This is a genomic window from Pseudomonas sp. B6001 (assembly GCF_013386015.1).
Classification (GTDB): domain Bacteria; phylum Pseudomonadota; class Gammaproteobacteria; order Pseudomonadales; family Pseudomonadaceae; genus Aquipseudomonas.
This window is the reverse complement of sequence record NZ_JACAOX010000012.1, coordinates 14,720-41,458: the sequence shown is the minus strand read 5'-3', so window position 1 is coordinate 41,458 and position 26,739 is coordinate 14,720. Positions and strand designations below refer to the sequence as shown.

Annotated in this window: 20 protein-coding genes; 6 read left to right on the top strand and 14 right to left on the bottom strand. The window is 62.0% G+C overall.

What is annotated here, in order from left to right; translation table 11 throughout:
• Positions 1–2 precede the first annotated feature (2 nt).
• Together HX821_RS14030 and HX821_RS14025 are read right to left on the bottom strand one after the other, a co-directional pair.
• Positions 3–707, bottom strand: a complete 705-nt coding sequence (locus tag HX821_RS14030) for a FadR/GntR family transcriptional regulator (protein WP_003212959.1) — start codon at positions 705–707, stop codon at positions 3–5.
• Positions 708–852: 145 nt separating this feature from the next.
• Positions 853–2,163, bottom strand: a complete 1,311-nt coding sequence (locus HX821_RS14025; RefSeq protein ID WP_008433031.1) for a C4-dicarboxylate transporter DctA — start codon at positions 2,161–2,163, stop codon at positions 853–855.
• A 232-nt stretch (positions 2,164–2,395) separates the two neighbouring features.
• Here HX821_RS14025 and HX821_RS14020 point away from each other — a divergent pair, with 232 nt between their 5' ends.
• Positions 2,396–3,025, top strand: coding sequence for a DNA-3-methyladenine glycosylase I (locus tag HX821_RS14020; protein ID WP_177035924.1), 630 nt, complete (start codon positions 2,396–2,398; stop codon positions 3,023–3,025).
• Between the two features lie 134 nt (positions 3,026–3,159).
• On the opposite strand, the gene HX821_RS14015 is transcribed toward HX821_RS14020, so the two are convergent.
• The 6 genes from HX821_RS14015 to HX821_RS13990 form a co-directional block, all read right to left on the bottom strand.
• On the bottom strand, positions 3,160–3,561 hold the full coding sequence (locus tag HX821_RS14015; RefSeq protein ID WP_003210770.1) for a cupin domain-containing protein: 402 nt from the start codon (positions 3,559–3,561) through the stop codon (positions 3,160–3,162).
• A gap of 83 nt (positions 3,562–3,644) precedes the next feature.
• Entirely contained in the window at positions 3,645–5,078 is a 1,434-nt protein-coding gene (locus HX821_RS14010; RefSeq protein WP_177035923.1) for a PLP-dependent aminotransferase family protein, read from the bottom strand.
• Between the two features lie 59 nt (positions 5,079–5,137).
• On the bottom strand, positions 5,138–5,905 hold the full coding sequence (locus tag HX821_RS14005; protein WP_177035922.1) for an SDR family oxidoreductase: 768 nt from the start codon (positions 5,903–5,905) through the stop codon (positions 5,138–5,140).
• A 19-nt stretch (positions 5,906–5,924) separates the two neighbouring features.
• Entirely contained in the window at positions 5,925–6,992 is a 1,068-nt protein-coding gene (locus HX821_RS14000; protein WP_177008208.1) for a phosphotransferase family protein, read from the bottom strand.
• Between the two features lie 130 nt (positions 6,993–7,122).
• Positions 7,123–8,979 (bottom strand): pilus assembly protein TadG-related protein, encoded by a 1,857-nt coding sequence (locus HX821_RS13995; RefSeq protein WP_177035921.1) that lies wholly within the window; start codon positions 8,977–8,979, stop codon positions 7,123–7,125.
• Between the two features lie 91 nt (positions 8,980–9,070).
• Positions 9,071–10,021, bottom strand: a complete 951-nt coding sequence (locus tag HX821_RS13990) for a 2-hydroxyacid dehydrogenase (RefSeq protein ID WP_087692887.1) — start codon at positions 10,019–10,021, stop codon at positions 9,071–9,073.
• A 510-nt stretch (positions 10,022–10,531) separates the two neighbouring features.
• Here HX821_RS13990 and HX821_RS13985 point away from each other — a divergent pair.
• Positions 10,532–10,858, top strand: a complete 327-nt coding sequence (locus HX821_RS13985; protein ID WP_134326805.1) for a hypothetical protein — start codon at positions 10,532–10,534, stop codon at positions 10,856–10,858.
• Positions 10,859–10,873: 15 nt separating this feature from the next.
• On the opposite strand, the gene HX821_RS13980 is transcribed toward HX821_RS13985, so the two are convergent.
• From HX821_RS13980 to HX821_RS13970, 3 genes are all read right to left on the bottom strand, one after another.
• Positions 10,874–11,410, bottom strand: a complete 537-nt coding sequence (locus HX821_RS13980) for a cysteine hydrolase family protein (RefSeq protein WP_177021426.1) — start codon at positions 11,408–11,410, stop codon at positions 10,874–10,876.
• 216 nt (positions 11,411–11,626) lie between these two features.
• Positions 11,627–12,223: a TetR/AcrR family transcriptional regulator gene (locus HX821_RS13975; protein WP_177035920.1), complete on the bottom strand. Its 597-nt coding sequence runs from the start codon at positions 12,221–12,223 to the stop codon at positions 11,627–11,629.
• A gap of 52 nt (positions 12,224–12,275) precedes the next feature.
• A complete protein-coding gene (locus tag HX821_RS13970) occupies positions 12,276–12,659 on the bottom strand; it encodes a tautomerase family protein (RefSeq protein WP_102369271.1) in 384 nt (127 codons plus the stop codon).
• A gap of 252 nt (positions 12,660–12,911) precedes the next feature.
• On the opposite strand from HX821_RS13970, the gene HX821_RS13965 reads away from it, so the two are divergent.
• Positions 12,912–14,189, top strand: a complete 1,278-nt coding sequence (locus HX821_RS13965; RefSeq protein WP_102604662.1) for a serine/threonine transporter — start codon at positions 12,912–12,914, stop codon at positions 14,187–14,189.
• 80 nt (positions 14,190–14,269) lie between these two features.
• Positions 14,270–15,916 (top strand): SulP family inorganic anion transporter, encoded by a 1,647-nt coding sequence (locus tag HX821_RS13960; protein ID WP_177035919.1) that lies wholly within the window; start codon positions 14,270–14,272, stop codon positions 15,914–15,916.
• 44 nt (positions 15,917–15,960) lie between these two features.
• Here the strand turns inward: HX821_RS13960 and HX821_RS13955 are convergent, their stop codons facing one another.
• Positions 15,961–16,455 carry a DUF934 domain-containing protein gene (locus tag HX821_RS13955; RefSeq protein ID WP_003210798.1) on the bottom strand — a complete coding sequence of 165 codons (495 nt, stop codon included), beginning with the start codon at positions 16,453–16,455 and terminating at the stop codon, positions 15,961–15,963.
• Positions 16,439–18,097, bottom strand: a complete 1,659-nt coding sequence (locus HX821_RS13950) for a nitrite/sulfite reductase (protein ID WP_177035918.1) — start codon at positions 18,095–18,097, stop codon at positions 16,439–16,441. Before HX821_RS13950 ends, HX821_RS13955 begins: the two co-directional genes overlap by 17 nt.
• Positions 18,098–18,546: 449 nt before the next feature.
• On the opposite strand from HX821_RS13950, the gene HX821_RS13945 reads away from it, so the two are divergent.
• The gene (locus tag HX821_RS13945; protein ID WP_177035917.1) at positions 18,547–19,626 is read left to right on the top strand and encodes an ABC transporter substrate-binding protein; all 1,080 of its coding nucleotides are present in this window, start codon (positions 18,547–18,549) and stop codon (positions 19,624–19,626) included.
• A gap of 6 nt (positions 19,627–19,632) precedes the next feature.
• Here HX821_RS13945 and HX821_RS13940 read toward each other — a convergent pair whose 3' ends face one another.
• Positions 19,633–19,848: a DUF2970 domain-containing protein gene (locus tag HX821_RS13940; protein ID WP_008432997.1), complete on the bottom strand. Its 216-nt coding sequence runs from the start codon at positions 19,846–19,848 to the stop codon at positions 19,633–19,635.
• 141 nt (positions 19,849–19,989) lie between these two features.
• On the opposite strand from HX821_RS13940, the gene HX821_RS13935 reads away from it, so the two are divergent.
• On the top strand, positions 19,990–26,622 hold the full coding sequence (locus HX821_RS13935) for an NEL-type E3 ubiquitin ligase domain-containing protein (RefSeq protein ID WP_256344181.1): 6,633 nt from the start codon (positions 19,990–19,992) through the stop codon (positions 26,620–26,622).
• Positions 26,623–26,739: the final 117 nt, after the last annotated feature.

Sequence of the window (26,739 nt, the reverse complement as noted above, 5' to 3'; positions counted from 1 at the left end):
AGTCAGCTACCCAGATGGTCATCCGGGATGTTCAAGCGAATGCCCATGCGCAAGCCTTCCTGCAGGATATGCCGGCGCATTTCGGCGCTGGCCAGGGCGCTGTTCTTGTTGCGGATCGCCCGCACCACGGCGTCGTTTTCCTGCAAGCGTTCCGCCAGGTGTTCGGGGGAGTTGCGCAGCACCTGGGCGCTTTGCTTGAGGGCGTTGCTGGTCTGTTGCACCACGTTCTGGAAGATCGGGTTGGAGGTCAGGGCGAACAGTTCTTCGTGGAACGCGATGTAGGCGTTCATCCCGGCTTCGCTGTCGCCGGCGTCGAGGGCTTCGCGCATGTCCATCAGGGTCAGGCGCAGTTGCCCGACTTCCTTGCTGCTGATGGATTGCGCCACTAAACCTACGATAAAGGGCTCGAGGGTGTAGCGCAGTTGCAGGATGTCTTCGAGGCTGGCGTCCGCCACGCCGCTGTCCTGGGCCTGGGATTCGCTGAGGGTGGTTTCCAGCACCACCACGCCCTTGCCGGGCATGGAGCGCACCAGGCCGAGGGTTTCCAGCACGATCACCGCTTCGCGCAGGCTCGGGCGGCTGATGCCCATTTGCTCGGCCAGTTCACGCTGGCCGGGCAGCATCTCGCCGCGCCGCCACTGACCCCTCGCCAGGGCGGCGCGCAGTTTTTCTACCACTGAATTGACGACGGTTGACGAGGTGATCACGTGTGGCTCCCTTTAAATTGAACTGTCTGCTTGGTGTGGCGAGAGAGCTTGCTCCCGCTGGACTGCGCAGCAGGCCCATTTTTTGGGGCCGCTTCGCGCCCCAGCGGGAGCAAGCTCCCTCGCCACAGGGGGTGAGTCTGTCTCATCAGAACTCTTGGTGGGCGGGCAGCACCGGTTTCTTGGCCTGGAAGGCATACCCTTGTTGACCGTCCAGCACCTTGTTGGCGCGCTGGATATCGATGTCTTTTTCCCAGCGGGCGATGGCCACGGTGGCGACGCAGTTGCCGATCAGGTTGGTCAGCGCCCGGCCAATGCCCATGAACCAATCCACCGCCAACACCAGCACCAGGCCCACCACCGGAATCGCCGGGATTGCGGTGAGTGTCGCCGCCAGAATCACCAGTGCCGAACCCGGAATCCCGTGGGCGCCCTTGGAGGTGATCAGCGACACCAGCAGGATGGTCAGCAGGTCGGTCATCGACAGCGGTGTGCCGGTGGCATTGGCGATAAACACGATGGCCAGGGTCAGGTAGATCGAAAAACCGTCGAGGTTGAACGAGTACCCGGTCGGAATCACCAGGCCCACGGTGGAGCTGCCAATGCCAAGGTGTTCCAGTTTACGCATGATCTGTGGCAACACGGCATCGGAGGACGCGGTGCCCATCACGATCAACAGTTCTTCCCGCAGGTACTTGAGCAGCGGCATCATCCGCAGGCCCGACAGGCGCATCACCAGCCCCAGAATCACCGCGACGAACAGGAAGCACGTAAGGTAGAACAGGCCCACCAGGCTGCCCAGGTGTTGCAGGGAATCCAGGCCGTAGGTGCTGGTGGTGAAGGCGATGGCGCCGAACACGCCGATGGGCGCCAGGCGCACGATCATGCCCATGATGCGGAAGATCACGTGGCTCAGCTCGTTGATCAACCGAGAGATGCCGGAAGCGGCTTCGCCCACCAGGTTCAGCGCGCTGCCGAACAACACGGAAAACAACAGCACTTGCAGCACGTTGTTGTCCGCGAAAGCGCCGATCACCGAGTTGGGGATCAGGTCCATCAGGAACTGGCTGGTACCCTTGATGTGTTGGCCACGGTCTGCCAGTTCATTCAGGCCGGCAGACGACAGTTGCTCCAGGTGGATATTGGCGCCGGTGCCGATCCCGGTGCTGAAGGCCATGATCAGGCCGATCACCAGGGCCACGGTGGTCAGTGCTTCGAAGTAGATCACCGACTTGAGGCCGATGCGCCCGACTTTCTTCAAGTCGCCGGCACCGGAAATACCGCTGACCACCACGCAGAAGACGATCAGGCCAATCAGCATTTTGATCAGCTTGATGAAGCCGTCACCCAGGGGTTTGAGTTGCGAGGAGAATTCAGGGAGGGCGAGGCCGCAGATTATGCCGATCACCAGGCCAATCACGACTTGCAGGAAAATCGAACGCGAGCACCATCTGAGCATGGGAAGGATCTCTATTCGGTGCCCTGGTGGGTCCAGGGCTTAATTGTTGTGGTCTGACCGGTATGTCCAGTGCGGGGCCAGTCTACGCTCGGTTTTTTTCAAGTCGCAAGTAAATATTACGCGGATGGCAGGTCCCGGTCTGACCAGTTGGTCCGCAAGGTTCGTACTTGAGCGGTTGGCGGCCCGGAATTTTTTTCGCTTATCATCCCGGGCTTGGTTCACAGGGTGAGTTATGGATATTCCAGGATTGATCACGGACGCGGCGGGCGTCACCAGCTGTACGTGGCGCACGGTGGCGCCGGAGTACCCGGATTACCACGACCACGAATGGGGCGTGCCGGTGGCCGATGACATTGCGCTGTACGAGAAGATTTGCCTGGAAGGTTTTCAGGCCGGCATGGCGTGGATCACCATCCTGCGCAAGCGCGAGGCGTTTCGCCGGGCGTTCGAGGGCTTTGATTTTCGCCGGGTGGCGCAGTACACCGAGCAGGACATCGAGCGATTGATGGCCGACCCGGGCATCGTGCGCAATCGCGCCAAGATCGTGTCCACCATCAACAACGCCCGGCGCGCCTGTGAGCTGGTGGATGAGACCGGCTCGCTGGCGGCGTGGTTGTGGTCGTTTGAACCGGTCGCCGATGAGCGCCCGGCGGTGGTGGACATGGCGTACTGGACGGCCAACCCCACGTCAGCCGCGTCAACGCGCTTGTCCAAGGCCCTGAAAAAGCGTGGCTGGAGCTATGTGGGGCCGACCACCATGTATGCGTTCATGCAGGCGATGGGCATGGTCAACGACCACCTTGAAGGCTGTACCTGCCGGCCTCGAATCGAACACCTGCGCCACCACTTCAAACGACCCTGAGCCACTGACTGTGCGCGGTTAAAACTGTGGGAGCTGGCTTGCCGGCGATGGCGGTGGATCAGCAAACACAACTGTGTCTGATGCACCGCCATCGCAGGCAAGCCAGCTCCCACAGGAGGGTGCGGTGGCGCGGGTTAGTGGGGCAGCGGCGTGAGCACGTCGGCCTTGTCATCCATCACCATCACTACCAGCAGTTTCGCCGGTTGGGTCTGGCTGGCATTGCTGGATTCAAAGTGCCGCGAGCCGGCAGGTTCATAGAACGACTGGCCGACCTTGTAGGTGATCGCCTTTTCATCGTTGACCCGCGAGGTGATTGCACCTTCCAGCACATAGGCCACGGCCGTGCCGGTGTGGCTATGGGGCACGGTGGCCTGGCCCGGCGCATAGTCCACGGTGAGCATCACGGTTTTCTTGCCGGGGACGTTGGCCAGGGCGTGTTCCTGCAACACGTTGATCTTTTCCTGGTTGTACACCGGGTCGTGGGCAAAGGCGCTTAACGAGGCCAGCAGCAGGGTGGTGCCGAGCAGTACTTTCATGGTGAGGCTCCGAGTGAGTCGAGACCCGTTCACCCTAGGCCCCGATCCGGATTTGACCAATAGCCAATCCGGCGGAAATTCCCTCAGCCAATCTGTCGCAGGATATCCCGCACCACGTCCAGCGCCGGGTCAATGTCCAGGGTTTCGATCGCGCCAAACCCGATCTTCAGTCCCTCGCGTACCGGTGTGTCGTGGAAAAACACGCTCAGCGGATAGAGCCCCACGTCAGCCTCCCGTGCCAATTGGGTGAGCTGCGGAATATTCACCGGCACCTTGCACAGTGCGGCCAGATGGAACCCGGCCACGGTGGGCACCACGTCGAACCACGGCGAGAGGTCCCCCGCCAGGCGCTGCAGAATCCGTTCCCGGCGCCCGGTATATACCCCATGGCAGCGCCGAATGTGCTTGAGCAGGTAGCCTTCGCTGATGAACTTGGCCAGGGCCCATTGCGGCAGGGTGGAGCTGTGCTGGTCGGTGAGTTGCTTGGCCTTGAGCACCGCGCCGAAAATTGCCGGCGGCAACACCGTGTAGCCCAGGCGCAACTCCGGCAGCAGGGTTTTCGAGAAGGTCCCGACGTAGGCGACCACGCCGCGGGTGTCCATGCTTTGCAGGGAGTCGGTGGGGCGGCCCTCGTAGCGGAATTCGCTGTCGTAGTCATCCTCGATCACGATGGCGCCCAACGCCAGCGCACGTGCCAGCAACGCCTCACGGCGCGGCACGCTCATGGGCATGCCCAGGGGGAACTGATGGGACGGTGTCACGTAGATCAGCCGCGCGCCGTCGGGAATCAAGTCGACCCGCAGGCCGTGTTCGTCCACCGGCACGCCCACCACGGTCGCCCCCATGGCGTCGAACATCAGTCGCACCGGGGTGTAGCCGGGGTCTTCCATGGCGACGACGGTGCCCGGTTCCAGCACCACGCGGGCGATCAGGTCAAGCGCCTGCTGGGCGCCGTTGGTGACTACGATGTCGTCTTCGCTGCACCTGACCCCACGGGAAAATGCGATATGCCCGGCGATTGCACTGCGCAGGGCCGGCAAGCCTTCCGGCCGGCTGTAGAAGCCGCTGTCCTGTGAGATACGGCGCAAGGCATCGAGGGTGCAGCGCCGCCATTCATCCTGGGGGAACTGGCTGCGGGCGGTGGCACCGCCGATAAAGTCCCGGCTCGGGCGGGTTTCACGGTTGGGGTGACCCATGGGCGCGGGAAGGGCCTGCCACTTGGCCAGGTTGGCGGCGCAGGCAAGGTCGGCGGCACTTTGCAGGTGTTCGCGGCGCGTGGCCCAGGCGTTGACGAACGTGCCACGGCCGATCCTGCCGACCAACAACCCTTCGTAGGTCAGCGCCGCGTAGGTGTCTGAGACTGTCTTGCGCGACACGCCCAGTTGCAGGGCCAGCAAGCGGCTGGGAGGCAATTGCGACCCGGCCACCAGTTGTCCCGACTCAATGGCCGTGCGCAATTGCTGGTAAAGCTGTTCGGCCAGGTCCTTGCGGCCCTTGATAACGACGTGCAGTTCCATGTTTCATCCAGAGGCAAGCAATCACCCGCAAGATTACCGCAAGTCACCCGCCAGCCGAATCAGGACAGGAAACCACCGTCTACATTCAGCGATACACCGGTAGTGTAGCTCGACGCGGCGCTGGCCAGGTACAGCACCGCGCCGGCCATCTCGCTCGGGTCGGCCACGCGCTTGAGGGGGATCTGCGCCAGGGCCATTTTCAGGATCGAGTCGTTCTTCACCAGTGCCGAGGCGAACTTGGTGTCGGTCAGGCCCGGCAGCAGTGCGTTGCAACGAATGCCGAACGGCGCGCATTCCTTGGCGAAGACTTTGGTCATGTTGATCACGGCGGCCTTGGTCACCGAGTAGATGCCCTGGAATACGCCCGGCGAAATCCCGTTGATCGAGGCCACGTTGATGATGCTGCCGCCACCGTTCTCGCGCATCAGCTTGCCGGCTTCCACCGACATGAAGAAGTAGCCGCGGATGTTCACGTCGACGGTCTTCTGGAATGCGCCCAGGTCGGTGTCCAGCACGTTGCAGAACTGCGGGTTGGTGGCGGCGTTGTTGACCAGGATGTCCAGGCGGCCGAACTGTTCGCGGATCGCGGCAAACACGTTGGTGATCTGTTCCATTTCGCCGATATGGCAGGCAATTGCCGTGGCCTTGCCGCCGTCGGCGATGATCGCGTCGGCCACGTGCTGGCAGCCGTCGATCTTGCGGCTCGACACGATCACGTGGGCGCCTTGCTGGGCCAGCAACTTGGCGATGGCCTCACCGATACCGCGGCTGGCGCCGGAAACGAAAGCGATCTTGCCGTCGAGGTCGAACAGTTGGGTCTTGGACATGGTTTTTCCTTGAAGAGGGTCAGAGGGAAGACTGTTTGATGACATTCAGGCTCATCTGCTCAAGCAGCTTGTTCATGTGAATGAACTGCGCAAAGCGTTTGTCCTGGGTCTGGCCATGGAAGAAGCGGTAGTAGATCTGCTGCACGATGCCGGCCAGGCGGAACAGGCCGTAGGTGTAGTAGAAGTCGAAATTGTCGATCTGGATCCCGGAGCGTTCGGCGTAGTAGTCGACGAACTGGCGGCGGGTAAGCATGCCGGGGGCGTTGCTCGGCTGGCGGCGCATCAGTTGCACCGGGGCCGGGTCGGCCGCTTCGATCCAGTAGGCGAGGGTGTTGCCCAGGTCCATCAGCGGGTCGCCGAGGGTGGTCAGTTCCCAGTCCAGCACGCCGATGATCTGCATCGGGTTATGCGGGTCGAGGATCACGTTGTCGAAGCGGTAGTCGTTGTGGACGATGCTCGAGGTGGGGTGGTCGGCCGGCATCTTGTCGTTGAGCCAGGCACGTACCGCTTCCCAGCTGGGGGCGTCGGGGGTCAGGGCTTTTTCGTAGCGGTCGCTCCAGCCGCGAATCTGCCGCTCCACATAACCTTCGGGCTTGCCCAGGTCGGCCAGGCCGCAGGCGCTGTAGTCGACCTGGTGCAGCTCGACGAACTTGTCGATAAAGCTTTTGCACAAGGCTTCGGTTTTCGCCGCGTCCAGGCCCAGTTCCGGCGGCAGGTCCGAGCGCAGGATGATCCCCTTGACCCGCTCCATCACGTAGAACTCGGCGCCGATCACTGACTCGTCGGTGCAGTGCACGTAGGCCTTGGGGCAATACGGGAAACCGTCCTTGAGCTGGTTGAGAATCCGGTATTCGCGGCCCATGTCGTGGGCGGACTTGGCCTTGTGGCCAAAGGGCGGGCGGCGCAGCACGAATTCCTGGCCGGGGTATTCCAGCAGGTACGTCAGGTTGGAGGCACCCCCGGGGAACTGGCTGATTTTGACGCTGCCGCTCAAGCCCGGGATATGGGCCTTGAGGTAGGGATCGATGAGGCTGGCATCAAGTTCTTCGCCGGGGCGAATCTGGGTCGATTGGTCATTAAGCGCCATGCTTATCCCTTCTGCTTATTCTTAAGGCCTTGGACTATTGGCTAATCTAATGCGCGCGGCCGCCAAGCCACAAGGTTGGGGCGGCTTAATAGGTTAGCGTGTTGGCCGATGATCAGCGGGCTTGATGTGCTCAGATCACCAGAACTGCGCGCCCGCCGGGGTTGCAGGACAGGTTGGCACCGATTTCGACTTTTGCCAGGTCGATGCCCAGGCCGGCGAGCAGGTTATTGACCAGCGGGTCGAGGAGCGGGCTGAGCAGTCCGGAGATGATGCCGCTGAGCAGATTCAGTACGCCGGTGATCAGGCCGACCACCAGGTTCAGCACCAGCCCAATCAGTCCGCCCTGTGTCGGTGGATGGTTGATCAACTGGATGCCATTGAGGGTGTTGCTCAAGCTGCCCACCACGTTGTTGGAACTGAAGCTGAAGTAATCCGGGGGGCTTTTCACCTCGGGCGGCGACAGGTAAGTGTGGTTCCGGACGGTCTTGGCCACGCTGCTGTCGATCTTCAGGCTGATGCCACCCACGCCATACGGTTGCCGGGGATCGCAGACACCGTTGCTACAGGTCTTCACCCCAAGGTCGAGTAATGGGAATTCGTCAACGTTCAGTGGTGCTGTGGAGGAAAACAGGTTTTTTGGGTCGATCTGGCCCACCATCAGCCTAACCGCCGAGGTGGTACCGAGCACCGACAAGGCTTTGTCCGCAGGCCCGTTGCAACGATATCCGGTGACCGTGCTGCTGCCGCTGGCGGCTTCCAGTGCTACATCGATTTGCTGGCCGATTTTGGGGTCAAAGGAGCTGCCTAACAAGATGCCCACCAGCGCCGTTACCCCGCCCAGTAAATCGTTCACCGCGCCGATTGCCGGCAGTTTCACCGAGATCAACGTCCTGACTTGCGCGGTCCTGACGTAGATCGGCTGGGTGGCGATCAGCTTGGGGTTACCTATGGCGGAAACCTGCGCCGGTTCAATGACCTTGGTCTTGACCGTGATATTCAGCAGTCCCAGCACATCCACCGGCAACTCCACCGCGACCGCGTTGTACTTGTTCGACAGTTGCACAAACCCCTGGATCAGGTTGAACAGTTGCAGGTTAACGTCCAGGGCGCTCTTGTCGGTGCCGTTCTGGATGGTCAGCAGGTCGCCCAGGTGCAGGATCTTGGTGCCGGGTGCAATCAGCTTGATCGCTTCCAGGTTATTGATCACCACCTTGACCGCATCGCCCCCCAGCTTGAGTACATCTATCGCGGCCTGGATCAGATCGCCGACGCTGGCGTCGGTCTTGAGCAACTCGTCGTAGTTGCCGGCGCTGACCTTCAATTGAATCGCCAGCGCGTCCAGGTAACTGAGCAGGTTGATATCGGTATTGATCAGGCCCTTCCAGCTCACCGCGTCGAGTTGCAATTTGCCCCCCAGCAGTCCGCCGATCAACGCATTGAGTGCGGCGGACTTGGTGCTGTCCACGGTCAGCAAGGTGCTGCGGATGGTCAGTACGGCCACCGGTGGCGCGGGCACGGCGGCCACGGCCACTGCCTGCAACCGGATAGTCCGCTCGAAAGGGCCGGGGGAGAGCAGCATGAACAGGCGGTTGGCGATACTGGTGACGACGCGGTGGGTGGCGATGACCTGGATCGCATCGGACCTTGAGGGATTGGGGCTGAAGGCGCGCATGAAGTCAGCCCCGGTGACCAGGGTGCCACAGGTGGTCGCCAGGGTACGGTCTTCGTTCAGCGGGAAATCATTGCGGGCTGCGCTTTGGATCGCGAATTGCGCGGCGTTGGTATTCGGCGTCACGCAGGCGCCGCCGCGGGTGACCACTTCCAGCGCCGCGGTGTCGGCAACCCGTTGCAGCTTGCGCTTTTCCAGGTACAGCCGGCCGCTGTCGACCACCAGCAACAGGAACAACAGTGCGATCCCCAGGGTCATCGCACCCATCAGTCCTATCGCGCCGCGTTGGCGGGCCGAGCCGGGTCCTTGGCAAACCATCCTGCGTTCCTTCGCCGGTCCAGTACCGGCATCCTGAGTATCCCCTCAGGCAGTGTAGTCAGGTTTTGCAAGGATTCATGGCTATTGGCCATTATTTTCGCGGAGGCAGTGCTACGGGCGTCAGCACAGGGCGGCCGGCAAAGTATTCCAGCAGGTTGTCCGCCACGCGCTGCACGGTGTCATGGGCGGCTTCCGGCGACAGGCCGGCGACGTGGGGCGTGAGCACGGTATTGCTGAGGCGCTTGAGTGCGTCGGGCACGTTGGGTTCATCGTCGAACACGTCCAGTGCCGCGCCGCCGATGCGCCGTTGCTCCAGGGCGGTAATCAGGTCGGCGGTGACCACCACGCTGCCACGGCCGATGTTCACCAGGAAACCGTTGGGCCCCAGTGCGTCGAGGGCCTGGCGGTCGATCAAATGTCGCGTGCTGGCGCCGCCCGGGGTGGCCAGGATCAGGAAGTCCGAGGCCCGCGCCAGTTCCACGGCGGTGGCGCAGTAGGTGTAGTCCACATCTTCGCGGGGCTGGCGGTTGTGATAACTCACCTCCATGCCAAAACCCAGGGCAGCCCGCTTGGCGATTTCCAGGCCCACGGCCCCCAGGCCGAGAATGCCCAGCTGTTTGCCGGCCAGGGAAGGGCGCATTATCTTGGGCCATTCGCTGCGCCGTACTGCTGCGTCCGCCCGGGGAATGTCCCGCACCAGGCACAGCAGCAAAGCCATGGCGTGGTCGGCCACCGACGGCGCATTCACCCCGGCGCCATTGGTGACCACGATTCCACGGTTGCTGGCGGCTTGCAGGTCCACGTGTTCATACCCGGCGCCGATCACGCAGATGATCTCAAGCAGCGGCAGCGCGGCGATTTCCTCGGCGTACAGGCCCAGCGGGCCACGGGTCAGCACCGCCTGGACCTGCCCGCCGTGGGTCTTGATGGCCTTGGCGCGTTCGGCCGGGGTGGGCGCAAGAATCACGTGAAAGCCATTGCCTTCGATGATCGGCAGGTAGTCGTTGATGGTTTCAACCAGGACCAGAACGGTGACGGGCATCGGAAGGTTCTTCCTGAAGGATTAGAGGCTTGGATTATGCGGGATTTGTAGTCCCGATCGTTTCTTTACCGCAGAAAAATTTCATTTCTCACCAGCCTAATCTGATTTTCCAGACCGCTCGTCCCAGGCCTTTTTACTGCAGCAGACTTCGACGACTTTCCTTAGCAGAGACGTCATGGATGCATGTTCCTGCCACCTCCGAAATCGTCGAGTGGACCTCTTATGGCTACAAGCACAGCCCATCAAAAAACCTAGCTTGGGAAGATATTGTCAGCAGCACCCGATACGGCCCGGCCAAATACAAGCCCGGTATAAATATTGAAAAGCTTGAGCGAGAAGCCTATAAAATGGAGTGCCAAGCACTCATGCAAAACCCTGGAAACTCAGGGAGTATCCGCAAGTCATAGGTGCCAGTGATGGCAAGCCCAGTTACTGGGTTCGAATTGAGTCAAGCGCGGGCGTCATACATGGTCATCCGATTTCCGAGCAGGAATTCAGGAGGTTAACAAGTTGATCTCACTAGGCTTTATTGACGGAAACGTCACCCATGATGATCTCTCCATCTTGCAGGATGGGGCGATGGAGAGTCAGGTTCACCTGTTGAAAGAGGACATGCTTCAGGTTGAATACGCCGGTGGGCTTATATTGGATGTCGGCTGGTACCCCTCCTTCGATACCCATGGTGGGTTCCGCATCAATGTAATAAGAAATTACGACTGGGACCGCCCAGTGATTGCGTTAACGGCGCACGCAGCCGGTGATCTGGTGGACCAACTGGCTGTTGCGCAGAGCGCGATCAATGGCGAACTGCGCAACGTATTGAGAACCTCGGCTTAGATAAAGCTCCAGGCTTTAGAAGCAGATATCGTCAGCTTTCACACGCTGCACAAATGCCCCGGCCAAGGTTGCGTTATGGTGCTCGATAATCGATGCGGCCGATAACGCCGGAGTGTCCATACAAGTATGGGCATCCTCCGGCAGCAGCACCGAGAACCCCAGCTCCACGGCCACTCGGCACGTCGTGTCGATGCAGTACTGGGTTTTCATCCCGACGATCACCAGTTCATTCACCTGTGCCGCCGCCAGTTGCTGCGACAGCTCGGTGCCGAGAAAACAGCTGGGCCGGGTTTTATTGAAAACCGTGTCGCGAGCTTCATCAACCTCCAGTGCTGGCCATAGTTGCCAAAACGGGCTGCCCACCTCGATGGGCGAACCCGCAGGGCCGGTGTGACGGGCGGCGAAGATCGGCACGCCAGCGTGTCTGGCACGCTGTATCAACTGGTTGATGATGTCGAGTACGCGCTGGCGTTCGTAGGGTTTTTCCGGACCATCGTACAGACCGGTCTGCATGTCGATGATCAGCAGGGCGGGGCGCTTGTTGTCAGGCATGGTACTGCTCCTTGTGTTTGCCAGATGGCGGAGCAATAAAAAGGCCCCGTCCATTGCTGGCGGGGCCTTGGGTAAATCCGGGTGGCTTAGTTTGCGCGCCACTCACCGCTACCACACGACCCGCCGGAAGCGGTCGTGGTGGTGGTGCGGGTGAGGGCCAGCTGGAAAATGTTCATGGGCCGATCATGCTGGCGCTGGCGTTTGCCTGTCAACGCGTCAGTCGAGGTTTTTTTGCGGGATCAGCAGATTTCTGGCTGCTTCGAGGAATTCATCAGACAGGCTGTTTCCCTTGGTCGCACGGGCGAGGGTAATTGCGCCTACCATCATCGCGTACTGGGCAATGGCGGCCTGGCGGTCGCCTTCGGGGGTTCCGGTGGCCTGGGTAGCGGCCAGGATGCCCATGGACGCTTCAAAGCCCCGGATAAAGCTGCGTTGCAACGCGCTGTCGGCGGCTTCATGGCACATCTCCCCGGCAAAAGCCGCAACCGGGCAACTGTCCCCGGGGTTGTCACGATTGGCGGCCGACAGATACGGATCAATCAACGCCAGGCGCGCAGCCTCGGGATCAGGGCTTTGCTCGACCCTGGCCTGCCAGCGCTCGCTCGATTGCTCGAATGCCCGGTTGCAGGCTTCCGTGGCCAGCGCCTCGCGGGACTCGAAGTGCCCGTAGAAACCGCCATGGGTCAGCCCGGCGGCGGCCATCACGTCCGACACGCTGATGCCATGGATGCCCCGTTCACGAAACAGCCGCGTGGCGGCCTCGACGATGATTTCGCGGTTGAGTTCGGCTTGTTTGCGGGACACGCGTGGCATCGAGGGCTCTCAGGATCAGGTGGTGGCAGGGATGGGTGGCATCATAAAACGTTTAGCTGGCGTACTGCGCGATCCCGTTGCCGAACGACCAGTTTTCCTTCTTGACCTCCACCAGGCTGATAAACACATCTTCCAGGCGCACCGCCAGTTCACGGTGCAAGCTCTCGGCAATGGTTTTGTACAGCAGCTTTTTCTGCTCGGTACTGCGGCCTTCGTTCAGAGTGATCTGGATGATCACCAGGTTGTCGGTGCGCTGGATGCCCAGGTACTCCGGGTCATAGATGAAGTGGTGTTCATCGTGCTCGGTGAGGATCTGGAAGTTGTCGTGTTCAGGCACGCCGATGGCCGTGTGCATGGCGTTGTAGATCAATACGCCGACGCGCTTGGCGTAGGTGACGTCGGGGTTTTTCCGAAGGTCGATGCGCACGATTGGCATGGCAGGTAGTCCAGTGAGGGGCGTGCTTTAAAAATACATGACGTGATGAATTTATAAAATAGATTTCTTATGAAATGTAAAATTGACGCTGCCAAAATCGCCTTCAATCCTCTGCACCGCACAACCATTCCTCAGCTAAGTCTTTGCTTCTTCAAGCGAATCCCGGACAATCGCGCCCCTGTTTCGGTCGTGGCGCTGCCTGTCAGGTTTTTCTGACTCGTCTCGACTGAGTGAATGCGGAGATCCGAACGGATGAATGATCAGGCCAATAGCGTCGACGAACGCTACGCAACGACACCTGCAACCCTCACAAGCTGGAGCCGTCAGGACACCACCTGGATGCTCGGCCTGTTCGGTACGGCCATCGGCGCCGGCACCTTGTTCCTGCCGATCAACGCGGGCCTTGGCGGTTTCTGGCCGCTGGTGATCCTCGCGCTGCTGGCATTCCCGATGACGTTTTTCGCGCACCGTGGCCTGACCCGCTTTGTGCTCTCGGGCCGTGAAGGCTCGGACATCACCGACGTGGTCGAGGAGCACTTCGGCCTCAAGGCCGGCGCCGCGATCACCTTGCTGTACTTCTTCGCGATCTTCCCGATCCTGCTGATCTACAGCGTGGCGCTGACCAACACCGTCGGCAGCTTCATGGAGCATCAACTGCACATCGCGCCGCCACCGCGGGCGATCCTGTCGCTGGTGCTGATCCTCGGCCTGCTGGCCGTGGTGCGGTGTGGCGAGCAGGTGATCGTCAAGGCCATGAGCCTGATGGTGTATCCGTTTATCGTCGCCTTGCTGTTCCTCGCCGTGTACCTGGTGCCGCACTGGAACGGCGGCATCCTCAGCACCGCCAGCACCGTGCCGGCCCCGTCGGCGCTGCTGCACACGCTGTGGCTGGCGATTCCGGTGATGGTGTTCTCGTTCAACCATTCGCCGATCATCTCGGCCTTTGCGGTGGACCAGAAGCGCCAGTACGGCGAACACGCCGAGGAACGCAGCTCGCAGATCCTGTCCCGGGCACACATCCTGATGGTAGTGATGGTGCTGTTCTTCGTGTTCAGTTGCGTACTGACCCTGTCGCCGGCGCAACTGGCCGAAGCCAAGGCGCAGAATCTGTCGATCCTGTCCTACCTGGCGAACCACTTCAGCAACCCGACCATCGAGTTCGCCGCGCCGCTGATCGCGTTTGTGGCGATTGCCAAGTCGTTCCTGGGCCATTACATCGGCGCCAGTGAAGGCCTCAAGGGCCTGGTGCTCAAAAGCGGCCGTCGCCCGGCTGCCAAGACCCTGGACCGCATGACGGCTGCCTTCATGCTGGTGGTGTGCTGGATCGTCGCGACCCTCAACCCTAGCATCCTCGGCATGATCGAGACCCTGGGCGGGCCGATCATTGCGTCGATCCTGTTCCTGATGCCGATGTACGCGATCCGCAAGGTGCCGGCGATGGCCAAGTACCGTGGCCAGGCGTCCAACGTGTTCGTGACGGCGGTGGGCCTGGTGGCGATTACCGCGCTGATTTATTCGCTGGTGTCCTGACAGCACCCGGTTTCAGTGCAATGATCACGGCCAATTCGCAGACAGCGGATTGGCCGTTTTTTTTGCCAGGGAATTAGGGATTGAACACCAAGCCTGAGAGCGACACCACGCCGAACCGTGCACAAGACTTGCTGGCCGGCCTGTCCATCGCCGGCCTGTTGCTGCCCGAGGCCGTGGCCTATTCCAGCATCGCCGCGTTGCCGCCCCAGGCGGGCGTGATCGCCTTGTTTGCCGGATTGTTGTGCTACGGCCTGTTTGGCACCAGCCGCTTCGCGATTGTCTCTGCCACATCGTCCTCGGCAGCGGTGCTGGCGGCGGCCACGGCAACGCTGGCGGGAGACGACCCGGCACTCAGGCTGAGCCTGGCAATGGGCCTGGTACTGGTGACGGGGGCGTTTTTCCTGTTGGCCGGGATGCTCAAGCTGGGCGGGCTGACCTCGTTTATCGCCAAGCCGGTGTTGCGTGGCTTTGCCTTTGGCCTGGCGCTGACGATCATCCTCAAGCAGTTGGCCAGCGTGGTGGGCGTGCACCTGACCGACAACAACCTGATTCGCTTCCTGCCTCAGCTCCTGGAGCAACTGCCGCGCTGGAACTGGGCCGCCGCTGCCGTCGCGGGCGTCGCGTTGCTGCTGCTCTGGCTATGCGCGCGAGTTCGGCGCCTGCCGGGCGGGTTGCTGGTGGTGATCCTCGGGATTGCCGCCGGCCAGTGGCTGGATCTGCAGGCCCATGGCGTGGCGTTGATCGGCGTCATCGACCTGCGTCTGGAACTGGCGCATTTGCCGGTGTTGCCGTTCCCCGACTGGCTGCGCCTGGGAGAGTTGGCGTTTGCCATGGTGATGATTCTTTACGCCGAGTCCTACGGCTCCATCAGCTCCTTCGCCCTCAAGCATGGTGATCGCGTGTCATCCAACCGTGACCTGCTGGCGCTGGGGGCCGCCAACCTGCTGTCCGGGCTGTTCCAGGGCATGCCCACCGGCGCTGGGTATTCGGCGACATCGGCCAATGAGGCGGCGGGCGCCAACTCCCGGCTGGCGGGCGCCGTGGCGGCGCTGGTGGTGTTGGCGATCGTGCTGACGGTGCTGCCGCTGGTGGCATTGACGCCGGAGCCGGTGCTTGCCGCCATCGTCATTTACGCCTTGGGCCGTGGCTTGAGCCTGCAGCCCCTGGGCCGCTATTTCTCCTGGCGGCGCGACCGGTTGCTGGTGATTTGCGCGGTGGCGGCGGTGTTGGTGCTGGGGGTGCTGGATGGGTTATTGGTGGCGGTCGGGATCAGCGTGGTGTTGATGTTGCGCCAGATGTCGTCGGCGGACGTGCGCGAGTTGGGGCGCATTGACGGTGGGCATGATTTTGTCGACTTGCTGCATCACCCGAGCGCTGAACGGATCCCCGGTGTGCTGATCGTGCGGCCCAGTGAAGCGCTGTTCTTCGCGAATGCCGAGCGAGTGTTGGGGGCGGTGTTGAGCCTGATGCGGCACGCTACGTTACCGGTGCACACGGTAGTGCTCAGCCTGGAAGAATCCCCCGACCTGGACGGCACCAGCATCGAGGCATTGCAGGCATTTTTCGTACAGGTGCGAGGGGAGGGCAAATGCCTGGTGCTGGCCCGCGTACGGCATGAGGCGCAGGAGGTGTTGCAGACGCTGCCTGAGGCGTGTGCTCCCCAGGTATTGATCAGCGGCTTGAGTGTTGATGGTGCAGTGCAACTCGCGTTGCAACCCACCGCCTGAATGCAAAAAGCCCCGACTGGTCGGGGCTTTTTATTGACGCGAGCTTACCGGCGGCGGAACAACGGCAACGGTTCATCCGTCGCGGCCTGGTACGTCACCGAGAAATCCTTGAGGCTTTCCAGCGCTTCATACGGGTCTTTGTCCGCGCGCAAGGCGAAGGCATCGAACCCGCAGCGGCGCAGGTAGAACAACTGGTCGCGCAGCACATCGCCAATCGCCCGCAGCTCGCCCTTGTAACCATAACGGTCACGCAGCAGGCGGGCGTTGGAGTAGTTGCGACCGTCGGTGAAGGCCGGGAAGTTCAGGGCGATGACCTGGAAGTGCTCCACGTCATCACCGATCTCTTCGGCTTCTTCATCGGCGTCCAGCCATACACCCAGGCCGCCGTCGCGGGCCTTGAGGGCGTGAGCGTGCTCGCGCCACAGGGCCAGCGGCACGATCAGGTCGTCGCAGTTGGAGATGCCATCGAAGCTCGCATCCTTGGGCAGCAGGTGCCAGGTTTCGTCGAGGACTTCGTTGTTCTTAATGATTCGCTGCATAGACGCGCTCCTTGAACAGGTCAATGCCGATGCGCTGGTAAGTGTCGATGAAACGCTCATCTTCGGTGCGCTGTTCAACGTACACGTCGATCAGCTTGCCGATCACGTCAGGCATGGCTTCCTGGGCGAAGGACGGGCCGAGGATCTTGCCCAGGCTCGCATCGCGGCTGGCGCTGCCACCCAGGGACACTTGGTAGAATTCTTCGCCTTTCTTGTCCACGCCCAGGATGCCGATGTGGCCGACGTGGTGGTGACCACAGGCGTTCATGCAACCGGAGATGTTCAGGTCCAGCTCGCCGATGTCGAACAGGTAGTCCAGGTCGTCGAAACGGCGCTGGATCGATTCGGCAATCGGGATCGACTTGGCGTTGGCCAGGGAGCAGAAGTCGCCGCCCGGGCAGCAGATGATGTCGGTCAGCAAGCCGATGTTCGGCGTGGCAAAACCCTGCTCGCGCAGCTCGCCCCACAGGGTGAACAGTTGAGACTGTTCAACATCGGCGAGGATGATGTTCTGCTCGTGGGAGGTGCGCAGTTGGCCGAAGCTGTAGCGCTCGGCCAGGTCGGCGACGCCGTCCAGTTGCTTGTCGGTGATGTCACCCGGTGCAACACCGGTAGGTTTCAGCGACAGGGTCACGGCCACATAGCCCGGCTTTTTGTGGGCCAGGGTGTTGCGGGTGCGCCAGCGGGCGAAACCCGGGTGCTGCGCATCGAGCTCGGCCAACGCGGCGTCCTGATTGCTCAGGGCCTTGTAGTCCGGGTCGACGAAGTGTTTGGCAACGCGGTGCACTTCGGCGTCGGTCAGGGTGGTCTGGCCGCCGCGCAGGTGTTCCATCTCGGCGTCGACTTTCTGGGCGAACACCTCGGGGGTCAGCGCTTTTACCAGGATCTTGATCCGGGCCTTGTACTTGTTGTCACGACGGCCGTAGCGGTTGTAGACCCGCAGGATCGCGTCGAGGTAGCTCAACAGGTCCTGCCACGGCAGGAATTCGTTGATGAAGGCACCCACTACCGGCGTACGACCGAGGCCGCCGCCGACGAGCACACGGAAGCCCAACTCGCCCGCCTCGTTATGCACCGGCTCCAGGCCGATATCGTGCACTTCGATGGCGGCGCGGTCCGAGGTCGAGCCATTGATGGCGATCTTGAACTTGCGCGGCAGGTAGGCGAATTCCGGGTGGAAGGTGGTCCATTGACGGACGATTTCACACCATGGGCGGGGGTCGATCAGCTCGTCAGCGGCAACGCCGGCGAACTGGTCGGTGGTCACGTTGCGCAGGCAGTTACCGCTGGTCTGAATGGCGTGCATCTGCACGGTGGCCAATTCAGCCAGGATGTCCGGCACGTCTTCCAGGGCCGGCCAGTTGAACTGAACGTTCTGGCGAGTACTGATGTGGGCGTAGCCCTTGTCGAAGTCGCGGGCAATCTTGGCCATCATGCGCGTCTGACGGGAAGTCAGTTGGCCATAAGGCACGGCAACCCGCAGCATCGGCGCAAAGCGCTGAACATAAAGGCCATTTTGCAGGCGCAGAGGGCGGAACTCTTCTTCGCTCAGTTCACCTGCCAGATAGCGTCGGGTCTGATCACGGAACTGCTTGACGCGGTCCTCGATGATGCGCTGATCGTATTCGTCGTATACGTACATATAGGTCCTGTTCTCGGCAAATCTGCGCGCACGGCCGCGCACTCCCAACGGAGCCGGCGCACGATACCAGTTTGCGTTTATGCGCAAAAGTGATGTTTGAGTATATGCAAATAACCAAATGGCCTAATGAGAACGGTTATCGCGATACCCACATTTGTCATGCGGGCAATCATGAACTTTACTGTGCTCGTGTCTTTGTGCAATCACCTATAAAACCGACAAGAGGCGATGCTATGAGCAATCCGACCAAAGCCCGCAAAAGTGACAGCAGTGTCGATGCGTGGGCCATTCTGTTTTTGATTATCCTGGTGGTTTCCACTGCCGTGTTCTGGGTCAGCCATCAATAAAAGGGCGTTATCGAGCCTTGTTGTCGACAATCGGCAATTAGCCGAGATTGACCGGCCTGATGCCATTATCATGGGCCGTCATTCCGAAGGGCTCAGGCAACGATGTTGAAGGTTCTCTGCAAGTGCTTGCTGGTGCTGAGCATGCCGTTCTGGGCCATCGCCCAGGCGACGTCGGTGGTGTTTCTCAACCCTGGCAATTCGACCGAGACCTTCTGGGTCAGCTACGCGCAATTCATGCAGGCCGCCGCCAGGGACCTCGGCCTGGATTTGCGTGTGCGCTATTCCGAGCGCAACCCCGAGACCACGCTGGTGCAGGCCCGTGAAGCCCTGCAAGGCGCCGAGCGCCCGGACTACCTGGTGCTGGTCAACGAGCAGTACATCGCCCCACAGATCTTGCGCCTGGCCCAGGGCAGCGGGGTCAAGCTGCTGATCGTCAACAACGCGCTGACCGCGGACCAGACTCAACTGCTGGACGCCGGCAAATACCCTGACTGGATCGGCAGCATGGTCGCCGACGACGAACAGGCGGGCTACTTGATGCTCACCCAGTTGTTGCGCCTGCATGGGCCTGTCGCCCCCGGCCAGACCCTCGACCTGATCGCGTTCTCCGGGGCCAAGACCACTCCCGCCGCGCAACTGCGCGAGCGAGGCTTGCAGCGCGCCCTGGCGGATCATCCGCAGGTGCGCCTGCGCCAGTTGGTGTATGGCGAGTGGAGTCGCCAGCGCGCTTTCGACCAGGCCACGCAGTTATTCAAACGCTACCCGCAGACCGCGCTGGTGTGGGCGGCCAACGATGAAATGGCGCTGGGGGCAATGGATGCACTCAAAGGCAGCGGGCGCGCGCCGGGCACGGACGTGTTGTTCAGCGCGGTCAACAGTTCGCCCGAAGCGTTGCAGGCGCGCCTTGAGGGGCGCCTGAGTGTGCTGGTGGCCGGGCATTTCACCCTTGGCGGCTGGGCGATGGTGGTGCTGCATGACGATGCCCGCGGCCTGGGCATGGCGCAGTACGGTGGGCGTGAGCGCAAGCTTGGGCTCTTTCGATTGATTGATCCGCCACAAGCTACGCGCCTTTTAGAGATGCAGGGGCGCGAGGACTACGGCGTCGACTTTCGAGCACTGTCAGCCCAGGGCAAGCCAGCCACCTATCGCTACCCGTTCAGCCTGCAACTGCTGATGCATTGACCGGCTTCAAACACCGGCCAGGTGCAGCACCAGCTTGACGATGCCAAACAGGGTCAAGGCAAACACGGCGGTAAACACAATACCCAGGATGACAAAGTGGCTGGGCTTGCCATGGGTAAAGTCGCGGGCGCGATTCTTCCCGCTCTGCACCCCGAAGGCGGCTGCCATCACGCTGTGAAGCATCTGCCAGAAAGTCGGTGGCTTGTTGTTGGAATCGTCCATAAAGGCCTCGCGGTAGGGATCAAACCCATGGATGAGGATAGCCAAGTTCCCGCAAAACACCGGCTGTAGCTATCTACCGCCCTGGCGGTTGGCCCGTTCGCTGTACTGGGACTCCTTAACAGAGTCATCAGGAACGAGCGCATGCCAACCTTACCCGCCCCGACAGAGCAGGGGCTACACACCGCATTGATCAAGAACAGCTTGCCCGGCTGGATTGCCCGCAGCGCGGCTGCGGACATCCGACGCTTGAAGCCGGGCCTGCTGCCTGGGCGCGTCCCCGAGGATGCACCACCTGCCTGGCTCAGTAACGCGCCCCAGGGGTTGCGCCAGGCATTCGCCGACAGCCAGTTGGCCAGTCGCCGCGCCCACGAGCGGCTGGCCAAGACTCTCGACGGCCTCAAGGGCATCACCGAGTTCGCCCAGCCGCTGCTGGAAGACGCCTGGCGCAAACGGTTCGGTGAGGTACCGGACGTCCACAAGCACCAGTTGCATTACCTGCGTTACCGTCAGGTGCCGCAACAGCATTCGCTGTTGCAGGCAGCATTGCTCAACTTTGAAGGCAATGAAGACTTTGCCGATATCGCCCTTGAGCAAACCAGCGCGCTGGCCCCCGAAGGGGCGTTGTTCACCGAGTACTACGGCGAAATTCTGAACGACCATTCACGCCGGGCCCGCTATCGCTACCGCGAAAAGCTCGCCGTCACCCCGGACCAGTTTGCCGCGCTCTGCCGCACGCTGGACCTGGGCCGGCAATACCAGGCGCATTTGCAGCAGGTGTTCGAGGAGGCGGGCACCAAGGCCGTGGTGCGCGAGCAGATGATCGACGCGCACAAGAAACTGCTGGCCGTCAGGCTGCACACGGCGCGGATGAAGAACGAAATCAGCGACAGTGCCTATGCCATGCTCAACGCCTTACTGGCCGGTACCGAACGGCCGCAGTTGGATGGCAAGCCCGTCGCCTGCAGCCAATTGGCGATTCTCGGCTGCAAGTTGGGTGAAGTCGTACTGATCGGGCCGGGCGTCGGCGCGATGGCAGATGCCCGGCAGCCGTTGGGCTGGGGCACTGTGCTGGTGCCCGGCGCCTCGCTAGGGGAGTTGCTGGTGCCGGCCGCGGCCGACCAGCGGCTGGTGGCGTGGATCCCCGGTGCGCCGTTGTGCCCGCTCAAGGAATACCCGTCGATAAAGGCGTTCGAGGCGGAACTGGCGATCAACCTGCGCTCCCCGGAGTATCAGCGGCTGTTTGCCAGCCTGGTGCCGCAAGACGAAGCCCCGGCTTTCCTGCAACGACTGAAGACCAAGCTCTTTACCTTCGAGTGGAACTCCAGAGGCTACATGGAGCAGGTCTACGACCCGAACATCAACCTGGCGCGCCGCGAAAGCCTCATCAGTGGCGAGCTGTTCGGAGCGCTCTATGACAACCACCTGCAACGCCTGAAAGATAACGCCAGAACGCTCGCCGTACCCACCGCCGAGGCGGATCGCAAGGCTGCCCAGGAACGCCACGAACATTGGCTGAGTATTGGCTTGAATGTGCTGAACGTGGCGGCCTTTGTCGTGCCCGGCCTGGGGGAGGTGATGCTGGCGGTCACGGCTGTGCAACTGGGCCTGGAGGTCTACCATGGCATCGAGGCGTGGAAGGAAGGCGACATGGATGCCGCCTGGGGACATCTGGAGTCGGTGGCGCTGAACGTGGCCTTCATGGCCGCCCTCGGCGGTTCGACGGCCCTGGCCGGTCGCGCGCCGAAAATCCAGGTATCCCGCTGGGTGGATGGCCTGGTACCGGTCAAACTGCCCAGTGGTGAGGCTCGGCTGTGGAAACCGGACTTGGCGCCGTACCGCAGCGAGGTGGTGCTGGCCCCGGCTCTCAAGCCCAATGCCCGGGGCCAGTACGAGACAGGCGGCAAGATTTATGTGCGTATCGGCGAAAACCTGCATGAAAAGGTCTTCGACAGCCGAATCCGCAAGTGGCGGATCAAACACCCGGATAATCCCGAGGCTTACCAACCGATCCTTGAACACAACAACGCCGGTGCCTGGCGGCATGTGCATGAGCAGCCCTTCAAATGGGACCGCCTGACCCTGTTGCGACGACTGGGACCCGCCACTGAAGAATTCTCTGATACGACACTGGGCATTATTGGGGATATCAGTGGGGTCCAGGATGACGTGTTGCGCAAGGCGTATATCGAAGGCAGGCCGCTGCCCGCCGTGCTGGCCGATACCCTGGAGCAGTTCCGCAGCCAGCCAGTGGCGGATACGGCGCCGCTGGCTGGCGAAGAGGCGGTGCTGCAACGGCGCTTCCCTGGATTGTCGAGGCGAGCCATCCAGGAAATTCTTGATACCGCCAGCGAACAGGAGCGCTTGCAACTGCGCAGTCAGCGTGGAGCCTCGGCGCGCCTGGACAATGCCGCTCGCCGCGCAGTCCAACAAGGCCGCCTGAGCCGTGCCCTGGCGGGGCTGCATCGTCAGGCCGACGCCGGTGCCGACACTGACCGCCTGGCCCTGCATTGCCTGCAACACTTGCCGGGCTGGCCCACCAATCTGCGCCTGGAAGTGCGCTTTCAGGCTGTCGAAGGACCGTTACTGAACAGCATTGGCCCGCAAGATGCGCCGCTGCGCAGATACCTGGTCAAGCAGGGCGAAGCCTTCCAGGCCTACGACGAGCGCGGTGTCGCGCTGAACAGCCGGACCACCGGGCGGCGTAATTTCTTCCAGTCCGTCGTGCATGCGATCCCCGCTGCGGCCCGACCTGGCCTGGACATGCCCGTGGCGACCCTGGACCGGGAACTGCAACAGGCGGTGGCCAGTTATGCCACCCGCCGCCGTAGCCAAATGTCCAATGTGCTCGGCCTGCGCGCACCGCGTTCGCGACCCGTGTTGACGGGGGCGGGGGGCGTCCTGGGTTACCCGTTGAGCGGTCGGGGCAAAGGCTTTGGAGTGGATGCATCGCTGACGGCGAGGGTGCAGGCGCTCTATCCGAACCTAAACGCCGGGCAGGCCAGCGATTTTGTCCTGAGCCGATTGCAGGCCGGTGAAAGCGTCCAACAGATCTTCACCCTGTTGGGAAACCGCCAGCGTGAGTTCGACCTGTTGCAGGCAGAACTTGATCAATGGACCGCCGCTGCTGCCGGGCAGGCGGGCGGGGCCAGCCAGCAACAACGGGTAGCGGCTGACATCATCGGTTGCTGGCGCCAGGGCATTTACCGCGAGCGGCCGCCCCAGAGCATTCTGTCGTTGGGCAGCGTGACGGACCTTCCGCGCCTGAGTGCAGACTTTTCCCATGTGCAGGCGCTGAGCGCACATGCCGAGCTTTTGTTGGGTGATCAGGGCGTGCGCCTGGCCGATCAGTTTTCCCGGGTGCGACACCTTGAGGTGTTTTTTGACGCAACGCCGGGCACCGGACTGGTCGACGGGCTGAACCGCTTCGTCGATCTCAACCAACTGACGTTGAATGGTCGGGACGTGGCCTATTCGGTCCCCTTCATTCAACGCCTGGGGGCAATGGAGCGCTTGCGCAACCTGTCCGTCGCGGGGCTTTCGCAAAACCTGGACGTCAGCCCCCTCACGCACCTGCGCTCGTTGCGCATGGAGGGCTCGGTGCAGGAGTGGCCACAGGGGGTGACGTCACTTGAGCACCTTGAGAGGCTCGACCTGTGGCGAACAAACATCCGTTCGGTACCCCCGTCGATGCTCATCGGGCATGAACGATTGTGGCGCGGCCTGAACCTGCGGTGGGCCGCGTTTGACCGCCGGGAATTCATGGCGGTGTATGAACATGTGCGGGGCAATCCGGCTCACCTGCTCAATGAGCAAGCCCTGGTGCAGGGTTACTGTGAAGGCGTGATGGACCGCTTGAAAAATGTGCACTGGGGGTTTGGCATAGACGTTGTCTCTCAGTTCCGGCAGCAGGGTCTGACCACTGAACAGATACTGGCTCGCACTCACCAGGTACTCGACGAACAGCTCGCCCTGAGCCGGGACCTGCAGGAGTGGGCGGCCAGGGAGTTGCGGGTTGACCGCCGGCAGGTGGATGTCTTTTACCGCCAGCGCGCCGCCGAGCGGCTCCTGGACAGTTGGCGTGAAGGCCTGGGGCCGCGGCTTGCGCCGTCGGGCATGTCGGCGCGCTCCAACCTGCCGACCGCCACACTGAACCTGTCGGGGGGCGTGCTGGGCGACTTGCCCGGGTTGCCGGCGGCCGCGTTCGCCCATGTCAAACAGGTCAACCTGAGCGGCACCCGGGTTTCGATTGAGGCGCTGAATGACTTTCTCGGCGCATTCAACGCCATTGAAGACTTGAACCTCAGTGCCAGCAACCTGGCACAGCTGCCGTCGGCCCTGGACAACTTCACCGCCCTGCGCCAGTTGGATCTTTCCCACAACCAACTGAGCATCATCCCGTCCATCCAGCAACGCTTGAGCCGCCTGACGGCTCTTGAAACCCTGGACTTGCAATACAACCGTGTCGCGAGCCTGGATCTGCGTGGCCTCAACGCCTTGCGCCACTTGAACCTCAGCCGCACTGGAATCACCGAATGGCCTGAGGGTGTCCTGGACTTGCCAGTCCTGGAGAGCCTGGACCTGAGCCACAGCGCTATCACCCGGGTGCCCGCCCAGGCGCTCACCGGCCACGACACGCTGATGCTCAAGAGCAACCTGCGGGGTTGCCGACTGACTGCCCGGGCCTGCGCCGACATCCTGGCCTTTGCGCAACGCACCCTGCGGGAAAATCCATTGGGCCTTGATGTGGAATTACTGCCGTTGGTGGGGCCGGAAATCTACCTGCACAAGCCGCTGGGCATTCCCCAGGAACAGCTGCGCATCGGCCGGACCGGCGGCGATCCGGAGTATTTCCCGGTCAGGGTCACCGACGACCCCGGCCAGTTGCTGTTGCCCCTGCACGTCGAGAACGTCGACGCGCAAGCACGCCTCACTCCGGCGGCGCGCCTGCAACAACTGGATCCTGCCTTGAGCAGTGCCCAGGCGGTGGCGCGCATTGATGAATGGCTGGCCGCCGGCCTGGGCGCCACCGGCGTCGACACACGCCTGGTGCAGTTGCACGCCGAGCATCAACGCTTGAGCCGGGTGTTGAACAGTTGGATCGACACCGAGGGTTATCGCGAGGGGGGCGGCTGGGTCAGTGCCCTCGACCGTCGTCGTGCCGCCGGCCGGCTCCTTGAAAGCTGGCGCCACAACCTGCGTGCCCGGCCCGAGGTGCCGCCGGTGGACGGGCGCGAGGTACTGGACCTGTCCGGGTTGTATCTGGGCGACCTGCCGACGTTGCCGGCTTCAATGAGCCACGTCAGCGTGCTCGACCTCACCGAGGTGAAGCTGACGGAGCAGGGGTCCAATGGGTTCCTGGGCAGTTTCCCCCACCTGCGCCGGCTTGTGCTCAACAAGAATGGCCTGGCGCACCTGCCCGAGGTGATCAACCAATACACGGCGCTGACTCATCTCGAAGCCACCTACAATGATTTGCGCGACGCTGTGGAGCTACAGGCACTGCTCGGCCCATTAAGTGCGCTGGAATGGCTCGACCTTGGCGAAAACACCCTGGCCAGCCTGGATGTCAGCGGCCTGCGCGGGCTGACAAACCTGGACCTGCACAACAACGTCCTGGAGGAATGGCCGGCCGGGGCATTGGAACTGCCGCGACTGCGCACCCTCGACCTCAGCAATAACCAGATCGAGACCATCCCGGACGATGCCCTGTTGCCTCGCCACAACCTCCTGATGAGCAACACCAACCTGACGGACAACGGGCTGGAAGAACGCGTGTTCGAGCGCCTGAGCGACTTCCTCGAGGAAACGGGGTTCGGCCTGGGCTATACCCGGGAGCAAATTGATCGCGAGCTCGATGGCTTCCTCCTCAGTACCAGTCACGAGGAAGCGGATCTGAGCGGTGAGCTGCATCCGGAGCTGCTGACGCCCGCAGCACAGAAGGCCCAGTGGTTTGCTGGCGTGGCGGCCGGCTCCAGCAAACACGCAGTCTGGGAGTCGCTCAAGAGCGCTGACGACAGTGAGGATTTCTTCTACATCATTTCCCAGCTGAAAAACGCCCAGGACTTCATCACCGACCGCCCTGAGTTGACGCGCCGGGTATGGGAGGTGCTGGAGGCCGCCGAGCAACGTCCGGCGTTGCGCGAGCAACTGTTCGGCAAGGCTCGCGGCATGCGGATCAACGCGACCTGCGGTGACGGTTGGATCCTGCTGTTCAGCGACCTTGAAGTCAGTGTCTATGAGTTCAAGGCCCTGGAAACCGTGGAGCCCGGAAAAGAAGGCGCGGCGCTGTTCAAGCTGGCCAGAAGCATGATCCGCCTGGAACAGACTGAAGCCACCGCCAGCCGCGTGGTCAGCCTAAAGCCCAGTGTTGACCCGGCGGAAATTCGCCTGGCCTACCGCATCGGCCTGGCCCAACGCCTGGAGTTGCCGCGCCAGCCGTCCGGCATGCTGTACCGCAACCTTTCCCAAGTGAAACAGGCCGATATCGACCAGGCCTACGCCAGCATCATCGGCCGGGAGGCGACCGAGGCGTTCACGGCCGATCTGGTCACGCGCCAGTACTGGGTCGACTACGTGCAGAAGCAATACGCCGCCGACTTTACGACGCTGGCCCAGACCCAGGCCCGCGAGGCTGAAGCCCTGGAGGATCGCTATCCGGAGTTTGGCGCGCAGTACGAGGCAGAAGCCGTGGTACTGGCCAAGCAAAGGACTGAGCAACGCCAGGCCCTGCTGATTCGCCTGTCCGAGCGGGAGAGAGCAGCACTGAGGCTATAACAGCCTGTGCCCCGGCGGCAGGTCCGGAAACGGGCCTGCCGCGCCTCAGTGGTCGTAACCCAGGTTCGGCGCCAAGGTGCACAAAAACAATTATCTACCTGCGAAGGCGCTCGCCTG

What these genes read in the sequence shown, in the direction of transcription:
- HX821_RS14020 (WP_177035924.1), top strand. Translation starts at nt 2,396, where the DNA reads ATGGATATTCCAGGATTGATCACGGACGCGGCGGGCGTCACCAGCTGT.
- HX821_RS14000 (WP_177008208.1), bottom strand. Translation starts at nt 6,992, where the DNA reads ATGGCGCTTAATGACCAATCGACCCAGATTCGCCCCGGCGAAGAACTT.
- HX821_RS13975 (WP_177035920.1), bottom strand. Translation starts at nt 12,223, where the DNA reads ATGCCACGCGTGTCCCGCAAACAAGCCGAACTCAACCGCGAAATCATC.
- HX821_RS13935 (WP_256344181.1), top strand. Translation starts at nt 19,990, where the DNA reads ATGCCAACCTTACCCGCCCCGACAGAGCAGGGGCTACACACCGCATTG.
- HX821_RS13965 (WP_102604662.1), top strand. Translation starts at nt 12,912, where the DNA reads ATGAATGATCAGGCCAATAGCGTCGACGAACGCTACGCAACGACACCT.
- HX821_RS13980 (WP_177021426.1), bottom strand. Translation starts at nt 11,410, where the DNA reads ATGCCTGACAACAAGCGCCCCGCCCTGCTGATCATCGACATGCAGACC.
- HX821_RS13990 (WP_087692887.1), bottom strand. Translation starts at nt 10,021, where the DNA reads ATGCCCGTCACCGTTCTGGTCCTGGTTGAAACCATCAACGACTACCTG.
- HX821_RS13940 (WP_008432997.1), bottom strand. Translation starts at nt 19,848, where the DNA reads ATGGACGATTCCAACAACAAGCCACCGACTTTCTGGCAGATGCTTCAC.
- HX821_RS14005 (WP_177035922.1), bottom strand. Translation starts at nt 5,905, where the DNA reads ATGTCCAAGACCCAACTGTTCGACCTCGACGGCAAGATCGCTTTCGTT.
- HX821_RS13970 (WP_102369271.1), bottom strand. Translation starts at nt 12,659, where the DNA reads ATGCCAATCGTGCGCATCGACCTTCGGAAAAACCCCGACGTCACCTAC.
- HX821_RS13995 (WP_177035921.1), bottom strand. Translation starts at nt 8,979, where the DNA reads ATGGTTTGCCAAGGACCCGGCTCGGCCCGCCAACGCGGCGCGATAGGA.
- HX821_RS13955 (WP_003210798.1), bottom strand. Translation starts at nt 16,455, where the DNA reads ATGCAGCGAATCATTAAGAACAACGAAGTCCTCGACGAAACCTGGCAC.
- HX821_RS13945 (WP_177035917.1), top strand. Translation starts at nt 18,547, where the DNA reads ATGTTGAAGGTTCTCTGCAAGTGCTTGCTGGTGCTGAGCATGCCGTTC.
- HX821_RS14025 (WP_008433031.1), bottom strand. Translation starts at nt 2,163, where the DNA reads ATGCTCAGATGGTGCTCGCGTTCGATTTTCCTGCAAGTCGTGATTGGC.
- HX821_RS14015 (WP_003210770.1), bottom strand. Translation starts at nt 3,561, where the DNA reads ATGAAAGTACTGCTCGGCACCACCCTGCTGCTGGCCTCGTTAAGCGCC.
- HX821_RS13950 (WP_177035918.1), bottom strand. Translation starts at nt 18,097, where the DNA reads ATGTACGTATACGACGAATACGATCAGCGCATCATCGAGGACCGCGTC.
- HX821_RS14010 (WP_177035923.1), bottom strand. Translation starts at nt 5,078, where the DNA reads ATGGAACTGCACGTCGTTATCAAGGGCCGCAAGGACCTGGCCGAACAG.